The organism is Paenibacillus sp. YPG26, from assembly GCF_023704175.1.
GTDB lineage: Bacteria > Bacillota > Bacilli > Paenibacillales > Paenibacillaceae > Fontibacillus.
In genome coordinates this window covers 3837959-3862238 of sequence record NZ_CP084530.1, presented here as the reverse complement: position 1 = coordinate 3862238, position 24280 = coordinate 3837959, and the positions used below count along the sequence as shown (strand labels likewise).

Annotated in this window: 18 protein-coding genes; 12 read left to right on the top strand and 6 right to left on the bottom strand. The window is 49.6% G+C overall.

The features are described from left to right. Positions 1-30 precede the first annotated feature (30 nt). On the top strand, positions 31-1665 hold the full coding sequence (locus LDO05_RS18320) for an S-layer homology domain-containing protein (RefSeq protein WP_251376740.1): 1635 nt from the start codon (positions 31-33) through the stop codon (positions 1663-1665). 207 nt (positions 1666-1872) lie between these two features. Here the strand turns inward: LDO05_RS18320 and LDO05_RS18315 are convergent, their stop codons facing one another. Continuing rightward, a complete protein-coding gene (locus LDO05_RS18315; protein ID WP_251376739.1) occupies positions 1873-2430 on the bottom strand; it encodes a TetR/AcrR family transcriptional regulator in 558 nt (185 codons plus the stop codon). A 135-nt stretch (positions 2431-2565) separates the two neighbouring features. Here LDO05_RS18315 and LDO05_RS18310 point away from each other — a divergent pair, with 135 nt between their 5' ends. The 5 genes from LDO05_RS18310 (at position 2566) to LDO05_RS18290 (ending at position 7812) form a co-directional block, all read left to right on the top strand. After that, positions 2566-3804: an acyl-CoA dehydrogenase family protein gene (locus LDO05_RS18310; RefSeq protein WP_251376738.1), complete on the top strand. Its 1239-nt coding sequence runs from the start codon at positions 2566-2568 to the stop codon at positions 3802-3804. A 529-nt stretch (positions 3805-4333) separates the two neighbouring features. Beyond that, complete coding sequence (locus LDO05_RS18305; protein WP_251376737.1) at positions 4334-5605, top strand: Glu/Leu/Phe/Val family dehydrogenase; 1272 nt, start codon at positions 4334-4336, stop codon at positions 5603-5605. 34 nt (positions 5606-5639) lie between these two features. After that, the gene (locus LDO05_RS18300) at positions 5640-6617 is read left to right on the top strand and encodes a diaminopimelate dehydrogenase (RefSeq protein ID WP_251376736.1); all 978 of its coding nucleotides are present in this window, start codon (positions 5640-5642) and stop codon (positions 6615-6617) included. 339 nt (positions 6618-6956) lie between these two features. Then, positions 6957-7415, top strand: a complete 459-nt coding sequence (locus tag LDO05_RS18295; RefSeq protein ID WP_251376735.1) for a LytTR family DNA-binding domain-containing protein — start codon at positions 6957-6959, stop codon at positions 7413-7415. Then, positions 7405-7812: a DUF3021 domain-containing protein gene (locus LDO05_RS18290; RefSeq protein ID WP_251376734.1), complete on the top strand. Its 408-nt coding sequence runs from the start codon at positions 7405-7407 to the stop codon at positions 7810-7812. Before LDO05_RS18295 ends, LDO05_RS18290 begins: the two co-directional genes overlap by 11 nt. A 246-nt stretch (positions 7813-8058) precedes the next feature. Here LDO05_RS18290 and LDO05_RS18285 read toward each other — a convergent pair whose 3' ends face one another. After that, positions 8059-9411 (bottom strand): MATE family efflux transporter, encoded by a 1353-nt coding sequence (locus LDO05_RS18285; protein ID WP_251376733.1) that lies wholly within the window; start codon positions 9409-9411, stop codon positions 8059-8061. A gap of 138 nt (positions 9412-9549) precedes the next feature. Between LDO05_RS18285 and LDO05_RS18280 the strand changes: the two genes are divergently transcribed. Then, positions 9550-10227, top strand: a complete 678-nt coding sequence (locus LDO05_RS18280) for a TetR/AcrR family transcriptional regulator (protein WP_251376732.1) — start codon at positions 9550-9552, stop codon at positions 10225-10227. A gap of 168 nt (positions 10228-10395) precedes the next feature. Here LDO05_RS18280 and LDO05_RS18275 read toward each other — a convergent pair whose 3' ends face one another. The 4 genes from LDO05_RS18275 to LDO05_RS18260 all read right to left on the bottom strand — a co-directional run bounded on the left by LDO05_RS18275 (position 10396) and on the right by LDO05_RS18260 (position 19212). Further along, positions 10396-16374: an S-layer homology domain-containing protein gene (locus LDO05_RS18275; RefSeq protein ID WP_251376731.1), complete on the bottom strand. Its 5979-nt coding sequence runs from the start codon at positions 16372-16374 to the stop codon at positions 10396-10398. A 248-nt stretch (positions 16375-16622) separates the two neighbouring features. After that, entirely contained in the window at positions 16623-17396 is a 774-nt protein-coding gene (locus tag LDO05_RS18270; RefSeq protein WP_251376730.1) for an ABC transporter permease, read from the bottom strand. Between the two features lie 24 nt (positions 17397-17420). Further along, positions 17421-18191 carry an ABC transporter ATP-binding protein gene (locus tag LDO05_RS18265; RefSeq protein ID WP_251376729.1) on the bottom strand — a complete coding sequence of 257 codons (771 nt, stop codon included), beginning with the start codon at positions 18189-18191 and terminating at the stop codon, positions 17421-17423. 103 nt (positions 18192-18294) lie between these two features. Continuing rightward, positions 18295-19212, bottom strand: coding sequence for a LysR family transcriptional regulator (locus LDO05_RS18260; RefSeq protein ID WP_251376728.1), 918 nt, complete (start codon positions 19210-19212; stop codon positions 18295-18297). A 116-nt stretch (positions 19213-19328) separates the two neighbouring features. Between LDO05_RS18260 and LDO05_RS18255 the strand changes: the two genes are divergently transcribed. From LDO05_RS18255 to LDO05_RS18235, 5 genes are all read left to right on the top strand, one after another. Further along, entirely contained in the window at positions 19329-20351 is a 1023-nt protein-coding gene (locus LDO05_RS18255) for an aliphatic sulfonate ABC transporter substrate-binding protein (RefSeq protein WP_251376727.1), read from the top strand. Between the two features lie 24 nt (positions 20352-20375). Beyond that, on the top strand, positions 20376-20867 hold the full coding sequence (locus LDO05_RS18250; protein WP_251376726.1) for a DinB family protein: 492 nt from the start codon (positions 20376-20378) through the stop codon (positions 20865-20867). An 18-nt stretch (positions 20868-20885) separates the two neighbouring features. After that, the gene (locus tag LDO05_RS18245) at positions 20886-22067 is read left to right on the top strand and encodes an amidohydrolase (protein WP_251376725.1); all 1182 of its coding nucleotides are present in this window, start codon (positions 20886-20888) and stop codon (positions 22065-22067) included. Between the two features lie 170 nt (positions 22068-22237). After that, a complete protein-coding gene (locus LDO05_RS18240; RefSeq protein WP_251376724.1) occupies positions 22238-22912 on the top strand; it encodes a response regulator transcription factor in 675 nt (224 codons plus the stop codon). After that, a complete protein-coding gene (locus LDO05_RS18235) occupies positions 22909-24261 on the top strand; it encodes a sensor histidine kinase (protein WP_251376723.1) in 1353 nt (450 codons plus the stop codon). Before LDO05_RS18240 ends, LDO05_RS18235 begins: the two co-directional genes overlap by 4 nt. Positions 24262-24280 lie beyond the last annotated feature (19 nt).

Here is a 24280-nt window from a genome sequence, read left to right as displayed (position 1 = left end):
GCAACTCTATCAATATCCCTCGCGGTCGCTATGACAGGCGCCTCGGCGGCATATGCCGCCCCAGTCCAGCAGTCGGTAATGGACCTTAGCGTACAGGTTCCGGCGAGTGTGGTTCAGGGAAGTTCACTGGTGATCTCCGGCGTCTCCACGTTGTCATCGGTCAGTATCAAAGTCATTGGACCGAACCAATTGAACCTGTTCTTCGATGTCGTGGATGTGGTGGATGGAGCCTATCAGGACACGATAACCATACCGGCCAATGATTCGAAGTGGCCTGCGGGACAATATACGGTCGTAGCGGGACAGGGAACCAATGTGAAGACAGCCAGCTTTAACGTGACTGCGCCACCTAGTAGTGGAGGTGGAAGCGGTGACGGAGGTGGTTCAACTACCACACCATCGAATCCGGGGGGAAGTACCAACCCGCCCGCTGTAGGATTGAATAATCCAATGCTTCCAGCGGGCACGGTTGTTAACGATCTCTCCTCAGCAGTGACTGTTCAACCGGCTGCTGCCGGATTGTCTCAAGTCGTACTGGATAGTAAGAAGGCAATCGCCGGTATTCAAAGCGGCAAAGAGAACGCTAAGGCATTTGTTATCTCCATTCCAGAGGTGAAAGAATCTAAGGCGGTGGCTGTGTCCATTCCTGCAGATGTGTCGAAGGCCATTGTAGAGAAGGGGGGCACCGAGGCCTCCATCCTGGTTGCAACTCCATTTGGTGGATATCATCTGCCGCTCAAAGCATTGGGCAGCAGCCAACTCGATACGATTGTGGTAACCGTATCTCAGGTCAATGATGAGAAGCAGAACCAAATTCGCGAGAAGACTGTTGGCAAAGGGTTAGCGCTGCTTGGTTCGCCGACAACCTTCACCGTGGAGCTGGTAAAGGCTGACGGAACCAGACAAGAAATCGACAACTTCAACAATATCTATGTGCAGCGTTCTATTCATATCGGTGGAACGATCGATACTTCTCAAGCTGTAGCTGTTAAGGTGAATGAGGATGGCAGTCTGATTCCGGTTCCAACCTACTTTACCAAGGATGCAACAGGTTTCTCAGCCGTGATTAATCGCACGAGCAACAGCACGTATGCGGTGGTGTCAGGAACCAAATCTTTTGCTGATATTAAAGGTCATTGGGCCGAAGCAAATATCTCCAAGATGGCCTCTCATTTACTTGTTAATGGTATAACGGATACGAAATTCGGGCCTCAACTGAACATAACTCGTGCCGAATTTACTAGTTTGGTAGTTAGAGCACTCGGGTTATCGGATAGTACCGGAACTACATCTTTTAAGGATGTGAAGGAGACGGATTGGTTCTACAAAGAAGTAGGTATTGCTGTATCCGCGGGGTTGATTAAAGGCGAAGGTGATCAGTTCAAGCCTGGAGATCGCATTACCCGTGAGCAGATGGCTGCTATCTTTGAACGTGCTTTGAAATTTGCCGGAGCTTCCGTACCGAATTCGACAACGACTTTATCGTTTGCGGATAAGAACAGCATTTCAGCTTGGGCCGCTCCATCGATCTCCGCGGCAGTTCAGCTCGGGATTTTGAAAGGGGATGAGCGCGGATTGCTCCATCCTGGAGCCCCTGCGACTCGCGCCGAAGGAACGGTTATGCTGGAAAGAATGCTGAAAGTGGTTAAATTTATTAACGAATAGGCTTCAACGTCTAGGACTCTCTTGAGCTATTGCTCAGGGAGTCCTTTTCAAGTTGCATCTACCGAACCGATTGCGAAGATGGTAGTCCGAATACGAGCGACCGGCTCTAAGTCAATCCTTCTAAAGCGGCAGCCGGCCCCCATAGGCTGCCACTACTCACTGAAGTACTGAGGATAGAACAGTCACTCACGGTGAGAAAATACGAAGTTAATCTGCAAACTTCCACTCTGAGAAGATATTCATTTTTTCATACAACTCTTCGTGGTCGATCGGCATGTTGCTCTCAATCCACCAGGTGATCACACCAAGCACGGCTCCGATGTAAGCCTCTATCTTAATTTGCATATCGATGGAATTCTCTTCAATCGAATTATGCTTGGTCAAGTATTCCCTGATACCCCTCCCCATCTCTCTTCGTAACAGATTTCTCAAAGAATCCCTCTCTTCGGCTAACAGAATGGAGAAAAGCTTCTTATGTTTCGTTGCCAAAGAGAATAACTCTCTAAAATTATCGGATGGAGAAAAGGATATATCGGCAATGCCCTTAAATTCTTCCTCCGCAATTTGCTGCATAGCGCGTGAAAGCAAGTCGAATTTATCCTGGAAGTGCGTGTAGAAAGTAGTTCGATGTACCATCGCTAGATCACAGATCTGCTTCACCGTTATATTCCCGAACGGCTGTTTCTCCATTAACTCTAACAGAGCGTTGTATAACAGCTTGTGAGTTCTTCGGACCCGAAGATCTTCAGTTGTTGTATTGTCCATGACAGATTCCTCTTTCTGTATCGTTTATCGACAAACTTAAGATTTTATCGGTTGTTGAAATTAATTATACATTATACCATTTATTGTATAAATGCATCTTAAATATACAGATGTATAATTAAGGAGTGGATTTCAATGGCCAATTTAAGTACTGAATGCCAACTTACTGCTTTTGAACAGCAATTGCTTCAGAGTGCTACCGAGTTAGTTCCCTATCTGCAGAAGTTCGGCACTATGATCGATGAAGAACGACGTATTCCTGATGAAGTAATTCAGAAAATATCGGATGCGGGGCTGTTTAAGCTTGGCACACCGAAGGAGTACGGGGGGCATGAGGTTAGCATTCGTGCTATGGTCGAGATTATTTCCGAGGTGGCTAAGGGGAATGGTTCTGTTGGCTGGGTCGTTCAAATTATTAACGGAAATAACTATAACGCATCCCTATCATTAGCTTCGGACGTATTAGAGTCAATCTATAACCAGGTAGAGGAGATGCGATTCTGTTCTGTCTTGTTAGCACGTAAAGCGGTCGTGAAGAAAGTAGAAGGAGGGTATTTGGTAGAGGAGGGCTTTTGGGGGTTCGGTTCAGGTTCAGAGCATGCAACCCATGCCCTGTTAAGCCTCAAGGACGCCAAATCCATGCAAGAAGGCAGGGCTTTGGAGGAGATGCTGGCCGTTGTACCCATGAGTGAGGTCACAATCGTTGACGATTGGTATACGATGAGTCTGAAAGGATCCGCAAGTAATAGTCTGGAACTCAAAAATGTGTTTATACCTGATAGACATGTCATCACCATCACCCATCAGGGAGACTGGCAGCCCGCCGAACTGGCAGGACGTGACAGATACAAGCCTTACTCACAGCTCATTCTCAGCATCACAACGGGAATAAGCGCGATTCTCGGACTCGCTAGAGGGGCTGTCGAGTATTTTGCCCAGAAAGCACCTCACAAGGGAATTGCGATGACTGTCCATAGCTCTCAAGCTGCAGTGGGCCATATCCAATATAAAGTGGGACTTGCGGCTATGAAGGTCGAATCCGCTCATCTTCATATCAGTCGAACCATTGACAATTTGGAGCGTCATGTGCAGAATACAGCACCGTTTAGTCTAAAGGAATCGGCACAGGTGCAGACAGATATGACCTATGCAGCCATGCTGTGCTGGGAAGCCGTAGATATGCTAATGGCAGAGAGCGGAGGAAGTGTGATTGCCGATTCCAACCGCTTATCTCAAATATTCCGGGACATCAGAGGCGGCTCCAATCATGCGCTGACTACAGCGTCGACTGGACTAGAGCTATACGGACGAGTACTGATGGGTGTGCCTCCACAGTTTTTCCCTATCCTAGCCCGAAGCCTTGTGCTCTCTTGATACGCAATTATGACAATTCCACTCCCAAACCAAGCTGTACTGGAATACAAGCCAGTTTGGTTTAATACCAATCCGCCAATTGCTGACCCAAAGTGAAATACCAACAAATAGCTTTGTTGAGGGGGCGCCAAGCTCCACCTGAGTGAGTGCTCCCCAACGATCATCATTAGAATGAATAAGAAGATTAAGAAGTTGTTAATGGTAATAAACACAATATAACAGCAAATACGCTAATCACGATGGTGATACTCTTGCGAGCACCGATCCAATCAACAATCATATATCCGGGTTATCAACTGTAAAAACCGTTACCTTGGCCCTTATTAGGGTAGAATTAACATTGAAATTAAGTATCCGTGCACTATTCCTTCAAGTAACTGATAAATCTTTTGTATCAACCTGATGGAAAAGATTCACTGATTTCAACGAAAAAAGTCTTTTACTAAACTAACGTATGATGTAAGATGTATTTTGACCTCTTTAAAGCGGTGAATCGAAAAAATTAGATGGATGAAAGGGCTGATAGCTTATGAGCATTAGAGAGAACGTAGAGCAAGTACAAGAGACCTTAAACCCCTTTGAAATTGTACAAAAACAAATTGATGAGGCAGCTTCTTATTTGAATCTTCCGAAGCATGTTACCGATATCCTGAAAAGACCTAAACGTGTATTGACCGTGAACTTCCCTGTGAAGATGGATGACGGCAGCGTGGTCGTGTTCGAAGGCTACCGTTCCCAGCACAATGATGCTGTAGGTCCAGGCAAAGGCGGAATCCGCTTCCACCCGGACGTTACACTGGACGAAGTTAAGGCATTGTCCATGTGGATGTCCTTCAAATGCGGCGTTGTTGGCCTTCCTTACGGCGGCGGCAAGGGCGGAGTAATCTGTGACCCGCGCACAATGAGCAAGGGCGAAGTGGAACGCGTCAGCCGCGGCTTCATGGAAGCTATCGCTGATTTCATCGGACCGGACAAAGATATCCCGGCACCGGATGTCTACACAACACCAGAGATTATGGGCTGGATGATGGATACATACAGCCGCCTGAAAGGCGTTAACACGCCAGGCATCATTACAGGCAAACCGCTTATCCTTGGCGGATCCAAAGGACGGAATGAAGCGACAGCACAAGGCTGTGTATATACTGTACTCGCTGCACTCAAGGAGCTTAACATTTCTCCAGAAGGCGCAACAGTTGCGGTACAAGGCTTCGGTAACGCTGGACGTATTGCTGCCCGTCTGTTGGCTGAACAAGGCTGTAAAGTGGTTGCAGTCAGCGACTCCAGAGCGGGCTTGTATCAGGCGGAAGGTCTTGACTTGCAGAAAGTGTACGAGCTCAAAGACAACGCCAAGCTGGCAGACTACGGTCAATCCTACCTGATTACGAATGAAGAGCTGCTTGAGCTGGATGTTGATATTCTTATCCCGGCGGCACTTGAGAACGTAATTACTGGCGCCAACGCATCTAACATCAAAGCCCGCATCATCGCTGAAGCGGCTAACGGACCTACAACTCCAGAAGCAGACAAGATTCTGCAGGAGAAAGGCGTGCTCGTTATTCCTGATATCCTGGCGAACGCAGGCGGCGTTACTGTATCGTACTTCGAGTGGGTACAGAACCTGGCTAACTTCTACTGGACGGAAGAAGAAGTATTGGAGCGCCTGTCACAACGGATGTACGCTTCTTATGATGAAGTTCGTGCCCTATCCCGTGAGCATGGCACCGATCTGCGTACGGCTGCTTTCATGATCTCCATCAAACGGATCAGCGAAGCAATGAGCGCACGCGGTTGGATCTAATCCCGCATAACTTGAAATGGAGGACACGATAACCATGACCCAACCTATTTCTATCGGCATCGTTGGCTACGGCAATCTTGGACGTGGCGTCGAGGCGGCAATCCGGCAGAATCCTGATCTTCGACTGGAAGCGATTTTTACGCGCCGCGATCCCCAAACACTAGAGTCGGGCACACAGATGGTGTCCATTAACGATATTGAGTCTTATAAAGGAAAAATCGATGTGCTGATCCTGTGCGGCGGCTCCGCGACAGACCTGCCGGAGCAAGGTCCGGCTCTGGCGAAGCTGTTCCATACGGTTGACAGCTTCGATACCCATGCGCGGATTCCCGAGTATTATGAGGAAGTACAGGCAAGTGCCCGTACGGCGGGAACGGTCAGCGTCATTTCTACCGGTTGGGATCCGGGCTTGTTCTCCCTGAACCGTCTGCTCGCGGAAGCCGTGCTGCCGGAAGGTAACGAGTTCACCTTCTGGGGCAAAGGCGTAAGCCAGGGCCATTCCGATGCTATTCGCCGTGTTCAAGGCGTCAAGAACGGCATCCAGTACACCATTCCTCGTGAGGAAGCGGTGGCGCGGGTACGCAGTGGGGAGAACCCGGAGCTGTCTACCCGTGACAAGCACCTGCGTGAATGTTACGTAGTGGCTGAAGAAGGCGCGGATCGTGAAGCGATTGCGGAGACCATCCGTACTATGCCGAACTACTTTGCCGATTATGAGACTGTGGTTCACTTTGTAAGTGAAGAGACACTAGCCGCAGAGCATGGAACTATGCCGCATGGCGGCCATGTTATCCGGAGCGGACGGACAGGTGAGGGGAATACCCAGATCATCGAGTTCGGCCTGAAGCTGGACAGTAATCCGGAATTCACGGCCAGCGTGCTGGTTGCCTATGCCCGTGCGGCATACCGCCTGGCACAAAAGGGAGAGTCCGGTGCGTACACCGTCTTCGATATCCCGTTTGGCCTGCTCTCACCGAAGTCACCGGAGCAGCTGCGCAAAGAACTGCTGTAGCAGATTCGATCCAGCGGCTTGCCGCTGGTTCGCTGTAAGCTGCGGTAGGGCATACCGTGAATTTCTTATAGGTGAGGGCTGTCACAGCCCTCACTTGAATAAGCGGATGCTGGACTGCTCCGTAGTTATAATGAATGACATAGAGACCGTTCTTTTCGTAAATGGTTGGGTGATCCCTCCATTTCGGACGAAGAACGGTTTCTTTGCGTTGATTTGATTCACTTCGTACAGTAAATTGGCAGGTTAGGCGTCGAAATCGACAGGTTGCTCACAAGCTATAGATTTGGAAATAACCCATAAGCGATAATGAACATATACCGGCCGGGGAGTGAGAGTACAATGAAAGTTGAAGTGGAAATTAACGAGCAATATACGGAGACAACCATCACCGTCAAAGCGAAGGAATGGAATGCGGAACTTGCGCTGCTGATGAATAAGCTGCAGGGGAAGACGGTGAAACGGCTAATTGGAGTGGAGGATGAACAATCGATTCTGCTTGATCCGGGTGGAATTGACTATGTGTATTCCGAACATCGGAAGGTGTTCGCATCCATTCAGAATCAACGGGTAGAGCTGAGAATGAAGCTGTATGAAGTGGAGGAGATTCTTGCGGATGAATTCACACGGTTCTCGAAATCGGTGATCGGCAACTTGAATCAGATCGAGCGGTTTGAATTATCGTTCAACGGGAACCTCTGCGTGTATTTCAAATCAGGGAATAAGGAATATGTATCCCGGGGTTATGTATCGGAATTGAAGAAGAAATTAATATTTGGAGGTGGATCTGATGGTCAGTAATATTATAAGACGAGTATGGACAGGGTTCGGCGCAGCTGCCGTCTTGTCGCTGATTGCCATTGGAATTCTTGTTATTACTGATACTGAGGCTACGGTAACAAGTATCTGGCTTAATCTGATGGGGAGTATGGTCATGGGCGGGTATTTTGGGGCGGCCTCATTTATCTTTGACAAGGAGAGTTGGAGTCCGCTTAAGCAGGTTGTTATACACTTTCTATTGTCGCTCGTAGTGTTCTTTCCCCTTGCTGTAAGCGTAGGCTGGTTCCCGGTGAGGCTTACGCCGCTGTTGATGGGCGCAGGAATATTTCTTGTCACCTATATCCTGTTTTGGTTCGTGATCCGGGCGATTCTGATGAGGCAGGCTGCAGGGTTGAACAGCACGGTGAAAAGGAAATAGTAGGGCGGCTGGCATGGCATCCAAAGGTCTGTGGCAGATTGAAGATAAGAACTCAGGAGGCAATATCACAGCGGCCTCAGAGCAATCGGTGACCTTGTAATTCGGAGATATGTGCTGAGTAAGAGAGAATGTACAGGTCCGTGCGTATTTTTTGAACAGGGCAACAGCTAGTTCCCCGTCCTTGTACGAGAAGAGGGCAGATCAGGGAGTACCCTTATCCTGCCTTTTTCCCGTGTTACCTATAATTCAATGCACCAAACTATCCAGGTCCGGCTGCAATTTGCCCCGCAGAACATACAGCATAATGGCGCCAACAAGGAACGCGGCGGCATCCGCAATGACGAGTGACCAGACCACTCCGTGGAAGCCGTTCATGCGACTTGCGATGTAGAGTACAGGAATCAATGTAATTCCTTGAATAACGGACATGATGAACGCGGCCGTTCCTTGCGCTGTGGCCTGAAAGATCCCCGTGAACAAAGTGGTCATTCCGGTGATGAACAAGGATAAGAACGTCACATGCAGAATGTAGCTGCCCATTTCGACTAATTGCGGGTCATTCGTAAACAGGCCAATGAGGTGGTCGGAAATCAAATAGACCATGACCCCGAAGAGGGCGGCAAGCGTCATTATCGCTTTAATCGTAAATCCAATGGTGGTCTTCATACGCAGTTTATTCGCTGTGAAAGAGAAAGCAATGAGCGGCACGACCCCTTCGCACAACCCCATCAGAATGAACTCAGGAAATTGCAGAAGCCGTGAAGAAATCCCGTAAGCGGCCACGGCCTGATCCCCGTATTCAACAAGATAATGGTTGAAAATAAGTGACATCCCACCGAGGAAGATACTCATAATAAACACGGGAACTCCAATTTTGAATACATTGCCCAGAATGTCCCTGGTCACCTTGAACCACCGGACGGAGATCGTTAAGAATTGGCTCTTATACCCCATATGGAAGGCGTAGAAAGTGCTCGCAGCTATGTTAGAAATGACCGTAGCAGACGCAACGCCGATCACGCCCCAGTGGAACACATAGATGACTAACGCGTCGAGAATAATGTTCACGACAACACTGAGCATCATGCCGGCCATGGATGTGACGGCTGATCCCTCCGAGCGCACCATATTCTCCATTGTGAAGAATAATACGACGAAGGGTGAACCGATAAGCATGATTGTCACATAATCCTTCGTGAAGCCGAAAGAGTCCTGCGTTGCTCCCAGGCCATGTACGATCGAATCGATCAGCGGAAGTCCTACAGCCATCACAATAAGACCGAGAACTAAGCTGCTGTAAAAAGCGAACGAAGACACGTGCTTGACCTCATCGTACTGTCTCTCTCCCAGCAGACGGGAGATGAATGTGCCGCTGCCGATGCCAATCAAGTTCCCAAGCGCCATGATGACAGCGAATAATGGCAAGGTTAGCGCAAGTGCGGTGAGCATGGCTGTGTTGTGGAGTGTGCCAAGGAAATAGGCATTCAGAATGGAATAGATGACACTCATTGATGTGCCTAGCATCATGGGTACAGCGAAGTGAGCTACGGCTTTGGCAATCGGTGCTTTCTCAAAGTAATAAAGGTTTTCCGAATCCATGTGGATCACCACTTTCTATTTTATTTTCGAGCCACCATCTAACAGTGTTAGTTTGAACCTTACAGTGTTAGATGATATCATGAACCTATGAACCTGTAAAGCATAAACTTACACTGTTAGATAAAAGGACGGATAACGATGAGAAAACAGCAGCCTCAGATCTCAGAGGATAAAATTCTGGAGGCTTCATGGGAGCTTCTTGGTGAGGAGGGCATTGAAAAATTCAGTATGAGGCGGTTGGCCGACCGGCTGGGGATTCAGGCCCCTTCTTTGTACTGGTACTTCAAGAGTAAGCAGGATCTCTACCAGCGTCTTGCTAACCAGGTCTCGAAAAACATTCTGGAAGAGTTCAGTTCCGAGGGAGACTGGAAGGAACAGCTGACGGAGCTCGCAGTAACGGTACGAAGCGTGCTCAGCCGGTATCCCTGCTCCACGCAGCTCATGATGATGACGCTGCCCCACGAACCTGACATCATTCGGTTCACCAACCGTATGCTGCTGTGTGTGGAATCGACTCCACTTGACCAGGAACAGAAGATGCAAGTCGTTGTCACCCTTGTGAACTACGTCTACTATTTTGTTCTGGATGCTTATCAGCACCAGCGTAATGTCGCTGCTATTCTTAAGGAACAGAAGGAGCTTCCGGGGGAGGAGATGAACAGGCTGCTGGGCTCCATGAGCGAGTCGGAAGCGGGACTGTTCCGAAACATGTTCACGAACGGGCTGTTCGAGCTGATGGGGACCGACAGGGCTTTTGAGTTCGGATTGAAGCTGATACTGCTTGGGGTTGAGCAGGTGATCAAGGAGCAGGAGTAAGGTATAGAGGTTGCAAAAAGTAAGATGCTATTTCCAGCATAGTTGTTGGGATTAGATGATCGCTTACATGCAGCTTCGGTCACATGACCAGACATAGATGGCTACCCAACTAAATAAAAAAATCGTACCAAGGAGACCCCGCGGGGTCTCTTTTGGTACGATCTGAGATTAGTTCGAGCTTGAAGGATATGCAAGCAGCTTGTAGAGCATTTTGGACAGTTCTGCGCGGGTTACCTGATCCTTCGGATCAAACCGGTTACCGCCTTTGCCATTGATCAAGCCCAGCGCCTGGGCTTGGACCACGGCTGATTTGGCCCAGCCGGAGATCTCCGATGTATCAGTGAATGCAGCTGAAGATCCACTTGTTTGTGGTGTTTTGTTCATTCTCCCAGCCAGATTCATCAGTACAGCGGCCGCCTCTTCCCGGGTAATCGGGTCCATAGGGCGGAACTGCCCGCCGCTTCCCTGCATAATGCCCAGTTCTGCAGCTTTAGCTATATATCCTGAGAAATAGGCGTTCGAGGTCACATCTTCAAAGGCAGACGTGGATTCCGAAGCTTGCTCTGTCAGGGACCTTACGGCAAGGATGGCAAAATCCGCACGGGTTATATCCTGATTCGGCCCGAACCGGTTCTCGTCTATTTCTGTAATGATGTGCTTGGCGGCGAGCTTGGTGATGAATTCATCCGCCCATCCTCCTGATAGATCCGCGAACCGTTTATGATACTCCATTATGGCGAACTCCCCGAGTTGATCGGTGGTGAAGCTTACTGTTGATCCGCTAAATTGTCCACCGATGTATTCGGCTTGTCCAGCACTCAGCTTATACACGCCGGCATAATCCCGATTCAGCTGCGTCTTCTGCTCATCGGTCAGCGTCCGGGTAATCGTAACAGGGCCGCTCAATTGATGAATCGCTGCCGCGGATTGCCCCTTGGCAAGCGTCATCCCCAGATTGAAGACCAATCCGTTTGAGGTGAGCTCCCCACGGCTGCCAGCGGCAGCGGTCAGGCGAGCCTTCATGTCTGAATCCAAGGTTGTGTCGATGTCCACAACCAGCTTATCTGCTTCCGCCAAGCCCTTAGGCAGGGAGGATCCCGGTAGTGTCAGGGCTGCTGTCGGTGAGATAATCTCCATCGTCAGCTTGCGGTCTGTGACACTCTGCAGAGCCGCGGTATCCATGACCAATCTCGAATTCTGCTGCCCGCCAGTTGAACCCTTCAGTTCGACTTGAACTTTCCCGTCAGCGGCTTCGGAGGCGGCTTTCTTCATGGCCTCATCAGTGATTGTGTAAGTCCCGTCGCCAGATGCCTTCACCTCAATTGCGCCTGGCTTAGCTCCCGGCACAGTTGGCTGCACAGGAGCCGGTGAACTTCCTTCGGATGGGTTGTTCCCCGGATTGCCCGGCATTCCTCCACCATCTGTGCTCTTACCACTATAGAAGCCCCAGATGTCAGACAGCTTGCTGCCGCTGAATCCATCTTCCGCTTTCACATACCACTGGATGTAACTGTCCGGTTGAAGAGAGTTCCATTGGACCGAAGTCTGGCTGCCACTCTTCACATTCAGACTGCTTCCAATCAGCTGATCTGTGTAGACTTTCACACCGAAATAGTCGGTGGCCACTCGCTTGGTACGCGGCTGAAGGTCCAGGTCGAGGGAGAATTCGTCCTTGCCCTGATATTTAGGATTTTCGGCCGGATCATAGAAGTTGTATTTATCCAGATAAGGAGAATACGTCTTCATGTGAAGCTTGTTGTTCTTCATATCGAACTGCATCAAGCGGATATATCCAAGCCCGCCTTCCGGTGCGCCTTGGTAATCGGCCAGCATTTGATAGACTTTGCGGTCAGGCACTTTGTCGCCATTATCGTCGATCTCATCCACTTTTAACTGGGCATCATGGTAATGGCCCGAGAGCGTGGCGAACACATTCTTGTTCGGTAGAACGACTTTCTCGTAGATTTTATCCGCGATAGGTGCCCGGTTGTTGGATACAAGCATGTACTCATGCAGAGCGAGTATGGCTTTCCGCTCCGGATATTTGGATACAATTTCGTTCATCCATTCGATTTCCTTGTCTCCGAGTCCCCAGCCCATATAGACGATGATAAAGTCATTTCCTCCGGCGGACACGAGATCGTAATGCCCGCGATTGTTCTTATAAGAGCCGGCAAAAGTAGGCATATTCTTGAACCGGGACTCGCCGAAATACTCCCAGTACTTCGTATAGTCGTTCTCCTGATGATTCACATCATGATTTCCCGCAAGAACCCCGTAAGGGATATCGGCATTTTCAAGCACCTTCATGTTCTTATCGGCTTCCTGCCATTGATATTCCTGATACGATTTATCTACAATATCTCCGGTATGGATCACATACTTCAGGTTAAGCTTGTCCTTGTTGTCCGCAATCCACTTCACGTTCTTCTGGTAAATATATGGGAAGCTTTGTGAATAATATTGGGTATCGGACATCCATATAAATGAGAAGTCATACGGATCTTCTGTAATAGGGCCTGACTTAGCGGCGGCAGGAGAAGCGATCTCGTCCTGTACCAGCACTTGAATAACTTGTCCATCCGCATATTTGCCTGCGGTTACCTTGGCATGTAACTGGAAGTCCTCACTTCCAGCAATCACATGATCAAGCAGCTCCCACACACCTGAGGACTTGCTCCACGCGTACAGGCTCACCTTCCGTCCCTCGAGCGACTTGCCTTTCCATTCGATCTCCACCTGATCCGTTGACTTCACGGTAGGATCAAGCTTCACTTCGAACCGCTGGTATGGGAATTTCTCATCAGAGTCATTGACCAGGTATTTGCCATCCAGCTTGCTGATTTGGGCATATTCTTCCTCCGTCAGGGCCAGCTCACCAGCGGGAACCTTCTCCCTCGGGGGTTCGGTTACAGACGCATTCTTATAACCTGCGAATCCTTCCGCACGGCTGCCATCATACTTGAATCCTTTATAAAAGCTGATCTTAAGAGGGTCGCCCGTAGGATCCTGCACCTTGACAGTTAGCTTGGCGTTGTTCCCAAGGCTGCTCTGCCCCTGGGCTGGTGCCACCAATTCGGGATTCAAGGGGTTCTCATTGGGAACCTTGAAGGTTACCTTTGTCTGTGTGGTATTGCCAATTGTATCCGCAGCCTGAATGGACAATTCATGAGGTCCCGGCTTCAGGGTCCCTGAGGTTGCAGCATAAGGCAGGTGTATGACCTCGCCATCCAGCTTCACTTCTACTTGATCCACACCGGCCAGTTTATCCTCAATCTTGGCATTAATCGTAAAGGCACCCCGGTATTCCTTGCCTTCTTCCAAGTTCGGTGTAATGGATGGAGGCGTATTATCCACAGTGACCTTGGCAGCTAGGGACTTCTCTTGATTCTCAACCTTTACTTGATGCACTCCATCTTCATAATTCTTGGTGTCCCAGCTGTAGGCTTGGGCTTGAAGCATGGATGAGGTCAGATTAAAGCGGAAGCCAATGGATTCCGACTTCCCGGAGCTGTCTCCCATTTTAATCTCTTTGTCCGGGGTGCTGTACGCAGGGTCCCATATTTCGGTTCCGTCGGCTAACAGAAGACGTACATTTCTGATCTCGAAATCATCTTTATTCTCGCCCGGTCTCGGATCGAACGGGGATGACTTGGAGCCAGCCCGGATATAAATGACATTGTCCGTCCCGAGCTGCAGCCGGTCGGCGTCAATCGGATAGGACAGGGTCGTATAAGTGGGAATAGGGTCGAGGAACGTGTACAGGATCGTCTTATCCTCACTGCCCGCGGCAGGTTCCCCCATCGTCACCGCATTCTTGAAGTAGTAATCGACATTCTTGGCGTCAAAGACGAAATACGCATCATGCTCAAGGGCGGCATACGCTTCCTTAGAGATTTCCTTGCCATCAATGCTGAGCTTGAGTGAACCCGGTGCGGTATTACGGGCAGCTCCTTTGAGTGTACGGGTATCTTTGACCAAGTCTCCATCCTTGAAGTTCAGGCGAAGATCCTCCCCGCTAGGTCCTCCTGTAATGGATATGATCTTGGTCTCAGACTTGATAACTTGAGTTCCATCTGAAGCGGCAAAATAGTAAGTTAGAGACTTTCTACCGATCAAATCTGCGGAGGACAGAGGGTAATGGTACAGACGGTCTCCGTAGTCCTCGGCGAGATTGTGTTCCACGAAATCCTGCTGTTTATCGGATTTGGTGTAGATTTTGACCGAGACGACCTGCTTGTCATCCTTGGCATCCACCTTGAGGTCGATGCTCTTGGATTGATCCACGGTGGTTATTCCGGTTAGATCCTTCACAGTAGGCGCCTGAAGATCCGGCTCAACATGTACAGGGGTGGAAGGTACAGCCTCGTTGTCCACACCCGGAACAGCCTTCACCAGTCCGGAGCTCATCTTGATCATCGTGGTGCCGCTGACCGGATATTTGTATAGAAGTGCGGTATTTTCCTTCGTCTCATCTCCTTTAGTTCCGCCCTCATATAGCGTATCCGCGTCATAATAAGCGGCAGAGACTTCTTTCTCTGTGTTCGTCTTGATTACAACGGCACGGCGGCCGGAGTTGGCCAGCCCTCCACTCTCAATGGTGAACAGGTTGCTGTCTAGGGTAAGGGAGGTCTGGTAAAATGCGTTAAAATCAGCGGCCGTATAACTGGCGTTGGCCCCATTCTTAATCCAGAAGACAACCGACTTGCCGGCAGGAATTATGAATTGTTCTTTATTGGACGGCCACTTGGCATCGGCCTGTATGCCGGAGTCGGGATAACGGTAATAAACTTTGTAGTTGTTGAAATCAACCGGCTGATCCGTGTTGTTGTAGACTTCAATGAATTCATAGGCATCTGACGATGTCCCTGGCACATTAGTGGTATTAGGTACCACCTTGGTCACAAGCAGAACTGGTGCCTTCACAGGGTCGAACGCAGGCAGGTCCACATCAACCGAGTATGCCTGTTCAACCGAATTCACCCGGATCTTATAATCCAGCTTGGATTCAGCGAGTGCAGCAGCCGGGATGACAGCGGAGTATTCGCTGCCGCCCTTCTGGGGAAGTGGAATCACCTTATATCGCGCCTGGGAAGGCGTCTTATACAGCAGCTCTGCCGACAGGCTGCTTCCAGACGTATTATCCGGATTCTGGATCTGGGCCGTGATAGGCAGATCCTTCAGGCCCTGTGCTTGGGCAGCAGGCACATGCGTGATCTGAAGTGTGCCAGTACCCGGCTCTTCCGGAGTAGACGGCTGCGGAGGAATCTGCGATTCCTGCAGCTGTCCCGGAGTGGCGGGCAGGGACTCAGGCTGAGCCTCCATGATCATTTTCAAGCCGCCATCTACGGGATAACCGAAGCGGATACCGTGATTGGCCTTGGATTTCCCTGAGGCAATCGTATATTCAGCCTTCACCAGGTCGGCTCCCTGCTTGGTCCGGATGATCAGGGAACGGGTCCCCGTATTGGCCATGCCATTGCCGCCTTGCTGGCGGAACAGATTCTTGCCTTCTACCAGAGAAGAGGTGTAATCCGCCCGGGTATAATTGGTATTGAAGGAGTCCGCGGCCAGCTCCTGGTTGCTGCTGTTCTGCACCCAGAAGACAACAGCTTCGCGGGGTGGAATCTTTACAGCTGAACCTGAATTTACTGCCCACTTTGTCTCTGTAGAGCCGTTGACGTAATAGAAATCATACTGCTCGAAGTCCACTTCCTTAGTGGTGTTGTTATACACCTCAATGGACTCATAACCATCCACGGAGCCGGTGCTGGATGGGGTTCCATCGGGAAGCAGCTCCGGAATGTTGCTTGTATCCGGCACGATCTGCGTAATCAGCAGCGCCGGCGTGTTCACCTGCTCCGTAAGCAGCTTCGGACTGCCATTAGTTGGTGCCGTATATGTAGGCGTCAGAGCAGGCTCGGTCTGTTCATCACGGGCCGCCTGCTCTGAATTCTCTTCCACAGGAGCTTCTCCCCCTGTTCCTGTAGCGGATGCTCCCTCAGCAGTTCCACCGGTTGCGGTCACTGGGGACGGAATGGCGCCTGTCTCCTCTGCAGCCCCTGCCGCAGGCAAAGCTGAGCCAAGCACCATGCTGCTGATCATCAGTATAGATAACCAGTTTCGTAATTTAAGATTCCTGTTCAAAGCAACTCTCCCTCTCCAAATAGACGCCTTTGTTAGTCCTTCGACAAAATTTTCGCATGGACATTTCTCCATACTAGGCAATCTATGTTACAGAGGCATAAAGCCAGGGTTAAGCGGGGGTTAATCCGCTCATTCGGGTATACGTGGAGTTAACTTTGGTTTGACATACCCCACGATAATGGCAAAAGAAAAGCCAGTAACAACCGCATATAGCAATGCGGCCATTACTGGCTTACAATCAATTAGAGTTATCCGCGGTAAATATCCTGCCATTTCAGCAGCCGCTTCTCCAAGAAACGCACGAAGGAGTCGGTCAGCTTACCGGCCACAGCGAAGACGATGATCCCGACAAATACGATATCTGTCCGCATATAAGCCCTCGCGTCCTGAATCAAATAGCCGATGCCCCGGTCTGCACCCATTAGTTCAGCAACCACCAGGCACAGCCAGGAAGTACTTAGGGATAAGCGAACCCCTAGCAGGACATTCGGCATAGCCCCCGGCAGAATGACCTTGGTCACTTGTTGAATGCGACTGAACTCCAGCACGCGGGCCACATCGAACAGCTTGGCATCCACGTTGCGAACGCCCAGGAACGAATTGACATACATGGGGAAGAAGGCTCCCATAGATATTAGCAGCACTTTGGACACCTCACCGAATCCCAGCCACAAGATGAACAAAGGCGTAATCGCCAGCAAAGGGACGGTCCGCAGCATTTGAATGGTCGGATCAAGCAGCTGCTCTGAACGCTTGAATAGTCCAACTAATAGACCTATTAACAGACCGGACCCGCCGCCGATCAGGAATCCGGACATAGCCCGCATGATACTTGGCTTCAGATGGTGCCATAGTTCGCCGGATACTGTGACTTCGTAGAAGCTGTGCAGAATAGTGAGAGGAGGCGGGAATAGCTGGGCCGAAATCCACTCGAGCGAGGAGGCTGTCTGCCATAAGATGAGTACGATTGCGGGAATGAGACTTCCCCGTACGAGGTGGTGCGAGAATTCTTTTTTCTGCATGAGGGAACAACCTTTCTTATGATGTTAGACAGACCAATCTTCGACCGTCTGCTCCTTGTCGGCGAGTGCGCTAATTACGTGAGTTCGCAGCTCCTGAAATGAACTGCTGAGCCGGTCTCTTGGAAATGGCAGGTCGATGGGAATAATCGCTTTGATCCGTCCAGGCTTGGCATCCATGACGATAACGCGGTTCGATAAGAATATGGCTTCGTCAATATCATGGGTCACAAGCAGCATGGAGGTTTTGTTCTCACGCCAGATATCCAGCAGGGATTCCTGCATATGGTTACGTGTAAAGGCATCAAGGGCACCGAAGGGCTCGTCCAGCAGCAGAATCTCGGGGCTGCGCATCAAAGCCCGTGCAATAGCGACCCGCTGGGACATGCCTCCGGAGAGCTGCTTCGGATAAGCCTTCTCGAATCCGGTTAACCTGACCAGATTAATCATGGCATCTACCCGCTCCCGAACCTCCTTGTTCTTGAGGGATAGCTCCGCGGCTATATTCTTCTCAACGGTTGCCCATGGAAATAGACGATGCTCCTGAAAAATAAATCCTTTATTCTTGCTCGGTCCAACATTATCCTTGCCATTAAGCCGTACCTGACCCTCGTACTGCATATCCAGGCCAGCGACGATCTTTAGCAGCGTGCTCTTCCCACAGCCGCTCGGTCCGATAATCGACACAAATTCCTGTTCGCTCAGAGTGAATTCAATATGATCAAGCACTTGATTTTCTTTGTTATCTGTACGAAACGTCTTGGTCAAGTGGCTGATTTCTAATGCGGCTGATGTCATTCCGGTCTCCCCCTGTAACGATACCCTGTGTCGTTCTAGAATTTATTACGGATACTAACAGACGCAGAAGTTCATTGTCAATAGATTAATAGACGGGCTTATCTCATACTGAACTCGGGTTCGTATTTTGATATTCATGAATCAAATACTTTAGAAACTCCCTTTGGGCAATAGAAAAATGCTTATAGTTGGTGCGTGCCCAGCCTAGAGAGATATGAAGAGGCTCATGATTAATTAGGGGGATAATGACAATATCCCCGTTCTGGATCAGCGGGTCATTCACCATGCTGTACTCAATGAACATGCCGATAGCGGCGCCCTGGGCAATCGTTCTTTTGAGCAGCTCAATATTGTTGGACTTGAAGATGAGATTGACAGGACCGTACTTGTTAGTGAAGTCTTCCAGGTACCAATTCGAGAACACGCCATCGATATTGACGAACGTATGGGACAGCAGGTCCTGCGGGGATACGCTCTTTCTTGAAGCAAGCGTTGTTCCCCGTCCGGCACATACCACAATTCTGGAATCCAGTATTTTGTTAATCGTAAGATCCTTCATGTGATTCTTGTTCAGATTGTGGATATAGATCAGACCGAGGTCGGCGCGGTCCTCATTCAGATCCTGAATAACCTCTTCGGTGCTTCTGCTCACTATGGACAGATCCACATTGGGATAAGCTTTCTTGAAAGAAATGATAGACTGGGTAAGCACCGCCATAAAGTTCGGGCCAATCGACAAGCGGACTTCCCCGTCGATGAGCTGCTTCTCTATCTGTGCTTCTTCCCTGATCTCCTCAATGGTGGAGAGGATGCTGCGAATCTTCTCGATTATGATGCTGCCGCGGGGGGTTGCCTCCGTGCCTGTGCGTGAGCGGGTGAACAGCTTGAACCCCAGCTCCTGCTCCAGCTTGGAGATGGATTTGCTTATTGCGGCCTGGCTGACATGGATTTGTTCGGCAGCCAGGGATATGGAGCCTGTCCGGGAAATGGCATCTATATATTCAAACTGTTCAATATTCATATTAAGTCTCCTTTTTTAACATAACTAATAGTTATAATACCATAATTCATAGTATCTTCACTACATTACTAGGGAATAATAGAATAGGATTATACGAGAAAAAGGAGTTTTGACCAATGAATACGAAGTCAACCAGACAACCCAAAATCACCGTGCTATTAATGGCTATGATTACTGCCCTGATTCTATCTGCCTGCAACAGCACTGGATCTACAAGTAATGGGGCATCTAATAGCAGTTCGAGCAAGAAGGAAGCCACAGTGAATATTGCGATTAACGGAGGATTGAACCTTCTTACGATCGCCAAGCAGAAAGGCTGGTTTGAAGAGGAATTCTCCAAAGTGAATGCCAAAGTACAGTGGCATGAGTTCCAGAGCAGCGTACCTCTTCTGGAGGGACTTGTATCGGGCCGTGTGGACTTTTCCTTTATCGGTGACGGAACCGTGGTAACAGGCAAATCAGCCAAAATGCCGTTCACGGTGATCTCGACAACAGGCGTGCAGGGCAATCAGAACAGTGTGATTGTCAAGCCGGATAGTCCGATTAAATCCATTGCCGATCTGAAAGGCAAGACCATTGCAGTCGCGAAGGGTTCATCCGGCCATATCTTCCTGATCAAAGCGCTGCAAAAGAACAACATGGCAGAAGCCGATGTGAAACTGGTAGATCTACAGCCTGGTGAAGGCAATCCCGCGTTCCAGACAGGCAAGGTGGATGCTTGGGCAATCTGGGATCCGTTCGTAACTACAGAAGTTCAGGCGAAGCGTGCAAGAATTGTGGAAAGTGTTGACTCCCTGGGCATTGTTGCACCAGCCGTCATGATTGGCCGCGACGAATTTATTAAGAACAATCCTGATCTGACTTCAGCATACCTCAAGGTCTACGAGAAGACTGTGAAATGGGTCAATGCCAACAAAGATGAGGCTGCAGCGATTCTGGCCAAAGAGAAAAAGATGGAGCTTGAGTTAGTCAAGACTCTGGTCAACCGTACGGAGTACATTAATACCCCGGTTACCGGAGAAGTTCAAGCGGCTATGCAATCCACAGCTGATGTTCTGCTCAAGTCCGGCACAATTAGAGAAGCGGTTGATATCAGTAAAGTATTTGATAACTCATATATTGAGAAAGCCCTAAAATAAATGCAACTGAGAGGGTGAGACAGCATGAACAGGATCAGCAAAGCAGCAGATTCCATTTATAACTACCAGCAGACGGCCGTGAAGATTAGACAAAGTGTGGAAGGCTTACCTGGAGATCTGCTCACATGGAAGCCAGATGCGAAAGCTTGGAGCATTCAGGAGATTGTGGGTCATCTGATTGATTCCAACATTATTAATTCCTACCGTATTCGTAAGATCATCTCGGAGCCTGTCACTCAAATTGTTACCTTCCAGCATGAGAGCTGGGTGAGCAACCAGCAATTTGGCGACACGGATATCAGTGAAATGTTGAATGCTTATGAGGCCATAACGCGCTATAACGGCTTGCTGCTCAGCAAGCTTTCTGAAGAGGAATGGGAGAAATATGGCTTGAAGCAGGAGGAGCCTATAACCGTTGCTCATATCATAGACAAGTTCATCTGTAATCACGTGGATAAGCATCTGGGACAGATTGAACGAAATAAGTCGGAATACGCGCACTGCGTTCAGCAGTAGGCGGAAGGAGAGACTCTTATGACGCTGGCACAACGCCTGCTTGAACGAGCAGAAGAGATACAGTCTGAAGTCATCGACTGGAGACGTTACTTACATCAGCATCCGGAGCTGTCTTTTGAGGAAAGTAAAACGGCGTATTATATAGAAGAAACTCTTTGCGCTATGGGGCACATGGAGGTGTCACGCCCGACTCCAACCAGTGTCATGGCCCGGCTTATAGGCTCCCGCCCGGGCAAGGTGCTGGCCATCCGCGCGGACATTGATGCCCTGCCTATTGAAGAGGATACGGGTCTTCCTTACTCCTCCGGAAATCCAGGTGTGATGCATGCCTGCGGGCATGATGGTCATACAGCGACGGTGCTTGGCGTGGCCAAAGTCATGGCCGAGCATCAAGCGGAACTGGAAGGGGAGATCCGCTTTATATTTCAGCATGCGGAAGAGCTCCCCCCCGGAGGAGCCGAAGAGATGATCGCCGCCGGTGTTATGACTGACGTGGATACGGTCATCGGCGCGCACTTGCAATCCCCCGTTGAGGTGGGCAAGGTCGGTGTTGTAGCAGGCCCGATGCTTGCTTCCCCGGATACATTCTATATTACGATTAATGGCAAAGGTGGACATGCGGCAGAACCGCACAGGGTCATTGACAGTATCGCAATCGGTGCCCAGGTGGTTAATAATTTGCAGCATATTGTCTCAAGACACGTCAATCCTATGGATCCACTGGTGGTCTCGGTCACGAAGTTTATTGGCGGGCACACGCATAACGTGATTCCAGGAAGTGTGGAACTATGCGGCACGGTCCGCTGCATGGATCTGGAGCTGCGCGACGAGGTGCCTAAGCGCATGAAGCAGATCATTGAGGGCATTACTTCGGCCCATGGGGCAACCTTCGAATTCCGTTACGAATATGGGTATCGTCCTCTTATTAATCATGAGTCTGTCACCAAGACGATTGCGGAGACGATCCAGGAGCTGTACGGGGAGGAAGCCTTGTATACCATCAAGCCAAGCATGGCGGCAGACGACTTCTCCGCGTACTTGAACTCCGCGCCGGGTACCTATTTCAACATCGGTGCTGGCCGCAAGGAGAAGGGGATTATCTATCCCCACCATCATCCGAAGTTTACGATTGATGAAGAAGCACTCTTGATCGGAATGAAGGTATTCATCTCCTCAGCCTTGAAGCTGCTGGCTAAGTAGATAACCAAGACAGAGCTGTTATATAGAAGCAAGAAGGGCACTGGCTGCATCTGCAGCCGGTGCTCTTTTGCCTATTTGGAGGATGATAAAGGATCGCCTCGCGCCCGGATATTGGTATAATAATGTTAATTATGGATGTAATGTATTATTCAACCTGGGGAGGGTGCCGGATGAAAGGGGCAATTTTGTACATAGAGGATGATCTGGAGATTGGGGAGCTTGTGACCGAAGACTTGCAGCGCAGGGGATACAGTGTGAACTGGCAGACCTCATCTGAGCAGTATCATGATGGTATTGTCGAGATCGACCTCGTAATCTTGGATATCATGCTGCCGGGACTGGACGGGTTCACTATCGGGGAGCGGATCAGGGCGAGCCGGCGCGATCTGCCGATCCTGTTCCTCACTGCCCGCACAGCTATTGAAGATAAGCTCAAGGGACTGGAGTATGCGGATGACTATTTGACCAAGCCGTTTCATCCCGACGAGCTGGCGGCCCGGTTAGAGGTGCTGCTGCGCAGGTTCGATAAAACCCATTCCGACATCATTCAGATCAGACACATTCAGTTCGACAGAAGGACTCAGCAGATTACGAATCTAATGTCCCAGGAAGAAATCAGACTTACCGAGAAGCAGTTCAAGATCTTTCTCTACTTCCTAAGGCATCCGAATCAAATTATGACCAAAGAGCAGATCTACGAGGAAATTTGGCAGCAGGATTACATAGAAGGTGACAAGACACTGGCCGTCCATATTCGCTATCTGCGGCAAAAGCTGGAGCTCGACCCGCAAAATCCCGAAATTATAGAGACGGTCCGCGGTATTGGATACAGAGTGAAGCAATGAAGCTGTCAACCAGGTATTTATTAATTATTGCGCTATCGATATTTATTTTTCCGCTTACTTTTATAGGGGTGAACCTTGCTTACTACTTCCTGTTAACGGGTCTGAGCGAGCATTCTACAGAAGTCCATTACGATCCTGATCAATTGAAGAAGGAGTGGACGCGAAAGGTTGAAGAGCTTCGGAGCCAGCCAAGTGAGGAAGTGCTTCATGGATTGGAGCGGGCGAATACCTACCTGAACGCCTACGTGGAATGGGTGAATTCATCCGGAACCGTGTGGACAATCACTGACAAGTCGGTACAGGAGCAGGCGTGGAACATTACGGACGCGATCAGCTATATGCGGAAGGACGAGAATGACGGGATGTATACGGTGGCAGTGTACCTGAAAGGGGCTGAAGACGAAGGGTATGTATTCCTCAAGGTTCCTCAGCATCTTATCGGTTCCAAGTGGGATGTTATGCGCAGCAACTATGTTCCGGTATGGCTTGCCATGGTGCTCCTAGTCTGGTCCTTGGTCATATTCATTTCATGGATGTTCTTCAACAAGCTGCGCAAGCGGCTGGTTAAGATGCAAAGCAAGATGGAGATCAAAGGGGATCAAGCAGTTCCTGAGATGATGGAGGTCAGATACGAAGATGAAATAGGACAGCTTGAGCATTCATTCAACCGGATGGTGGGGCAGCTGAAGCAGAGTAAGGAGGCCGAGCAGTATGAGATGGAGCTTCGCAAGAGCTTGATTGCGAACCTGTCTCATGATCTGCGGACTCCACTTACCGTTATCCGCTGGCATGCCTTCAGGCTGGAACAGCAGACGTTGCCTCTGGATGGGAAAAAATCCGTACAGGTCATTCAGGATAAAGTGGATTTTCTAGGGACACTGATTGATAATCTCTCTTCCTACACCCTGCTCAGCAACGGGAAATTACCGAAGCACTCTGAAGAGACGGACATTCGTAAGCTGGTCAGATCTTCATTGTCCTCCTGGTATGTTGTGTTTGAGCAGTTAGGCTTTAAGATTGAGGTGGAATTGCCGGACTCGGTCGTTTGGAAAGTGGATAAGACCTGGTTCATGCGAGTGCTGGATAATCTGCTTCAGAATATCATTCGCCATGCCGCAGACGGACAATACGTATCGGTTCGTACAGTTAAGGAGCCTGAATACACCGCCTTAATGATCGAAGACCACGGGCCGGGGATTCTGACGGATTCGGAGCGAAAGGGACATGGAATCGGCTTATCCATAGTATCTTTGATGCTGGAACAGATGGATCTAGCATTCAACCTGAAGAGCGATGATGAAGGAACCAGGGCTATCATTTATCCCAAAATAAAGACCGGCGGCGAATGAGCTGCGGATCAACCAGCAT

Bases quoted from the DNA above. Each gene is read 5' to 3' on its own strand.
- LDO05_RS18255 (WP_251376727.1), top strand. From the start codon at position 19,329: ATGAATACGAAGTCAACCAGACAACCCAAAATCACCGTGCTATTAATG.
- LDO05_RS18320 (WP_251376740.1), top strand. From the start codon at position 31: ATGACAGGCGCCTCGGCGGCATATGCCGCCCCAGTCCAGCAGTCGGTA.
- LDO05_RS18250 (WP_251376726.1), top strand. From the start codon at position 20,376: ATGAACAGGATCAGCAAAGCAGCAGATTCCATTTATAACTACCAGCAG.
- LDO05_RS18240 (WP_251376724.1), top strand. From the start codon at position 22,238: ATGAAAGGGGCAATTTTGTACATAGAGGATGATCTGGAGATTGGGGAG.
- LDO05_RS18265 (WP_251376729.1), bottom strand. From the start codon at position 18,191: ATGACATCAGCCGCATTAGAAATCAGCCACTTGACCAAGACGTTTCGT.
- LDO05_RS18315 (WP_251376739.1), bottom strand. From the start codon at position 2,430: ATGGACAATACAACAACTGAAGATCTTCGGGTCCGAAGAACTCACAAG.
- LDO05_RS18300 (WP_251376736.1), top strand. From the start codon at position 5,640: ATGACCCAACCTATTTCTATCGGCATCGTTGGCTACGGCAATCTTGGA.
- LDO05_RS18260 (WP_251376728.1), bottom strand. From the start codon at position 19,212: ATGAATATTGAACAGTTTGAATATATAGATGCCATTTCCCGGACAGGC.
- LDO05_RS18235 (WP_251376723.1), top strand. From the start codon at position 22,909: ATGAAGCTGTCAACCAGGTATTTATTAATTATTGCGCTATCGATATTT.
- LDO05_RS18295 (WP_251376735.1), top strand. From the start codon at position 6,957: ATGAAAGTTGAAGTGGAAATTAACGAGCAATATACGGAGACAACCATC.
- LDO05_RS18270 (WP_251376730.1), bottom strand. From the start codon at position 17,396: ATGCAGAAAAAAGAATTCTCGCACCACCTCGTACGGGGAAGTCTCATT.
- LDO05_RS18245 (WP_251376725.1), top strand. From the start codon at position 20,886: ATGACGCTGGCACAACGCCTGCTTGAACGAGCAGAAGAGATACAGTCT.
- LDO05_RS18305 (WP_251376737.1), top strand. From the start codon at position 4,334: ATGAGCATTAGAGAGAACGTAGAGCAAGTACAAGAGACCTTAAACCCC.
- LDO05_RS18285 (WP_251376733.1), bottom strand. From the start codon at position 9,411: ATGGATTCGGAAAACCTTTATTACTTTGAGAAAGCACCGATTGCCAAA.
- LDO05_RS18290 (WP_251376734.1), top strand. From the start codon at position 7,405: ATGGTCAGTAATATTATAAGACGAGTATGGACAGGGTTCGGCGCAGCT.
- LDO05_RS18280 (WP_251376732.1), top strand. From the start codon at position 9,550: ATGAGAAAACAGCAGCCTCAGATCTCAGAGGATAAAATTCTGGAGGCT.
- LDO05_RS18310 (WP_251376738.1), top strand. From the start codon at position 2,566: ATGGCCAATTTAAGTACTGAATGCCAACTTACTGCTTTTGAACAGCAA.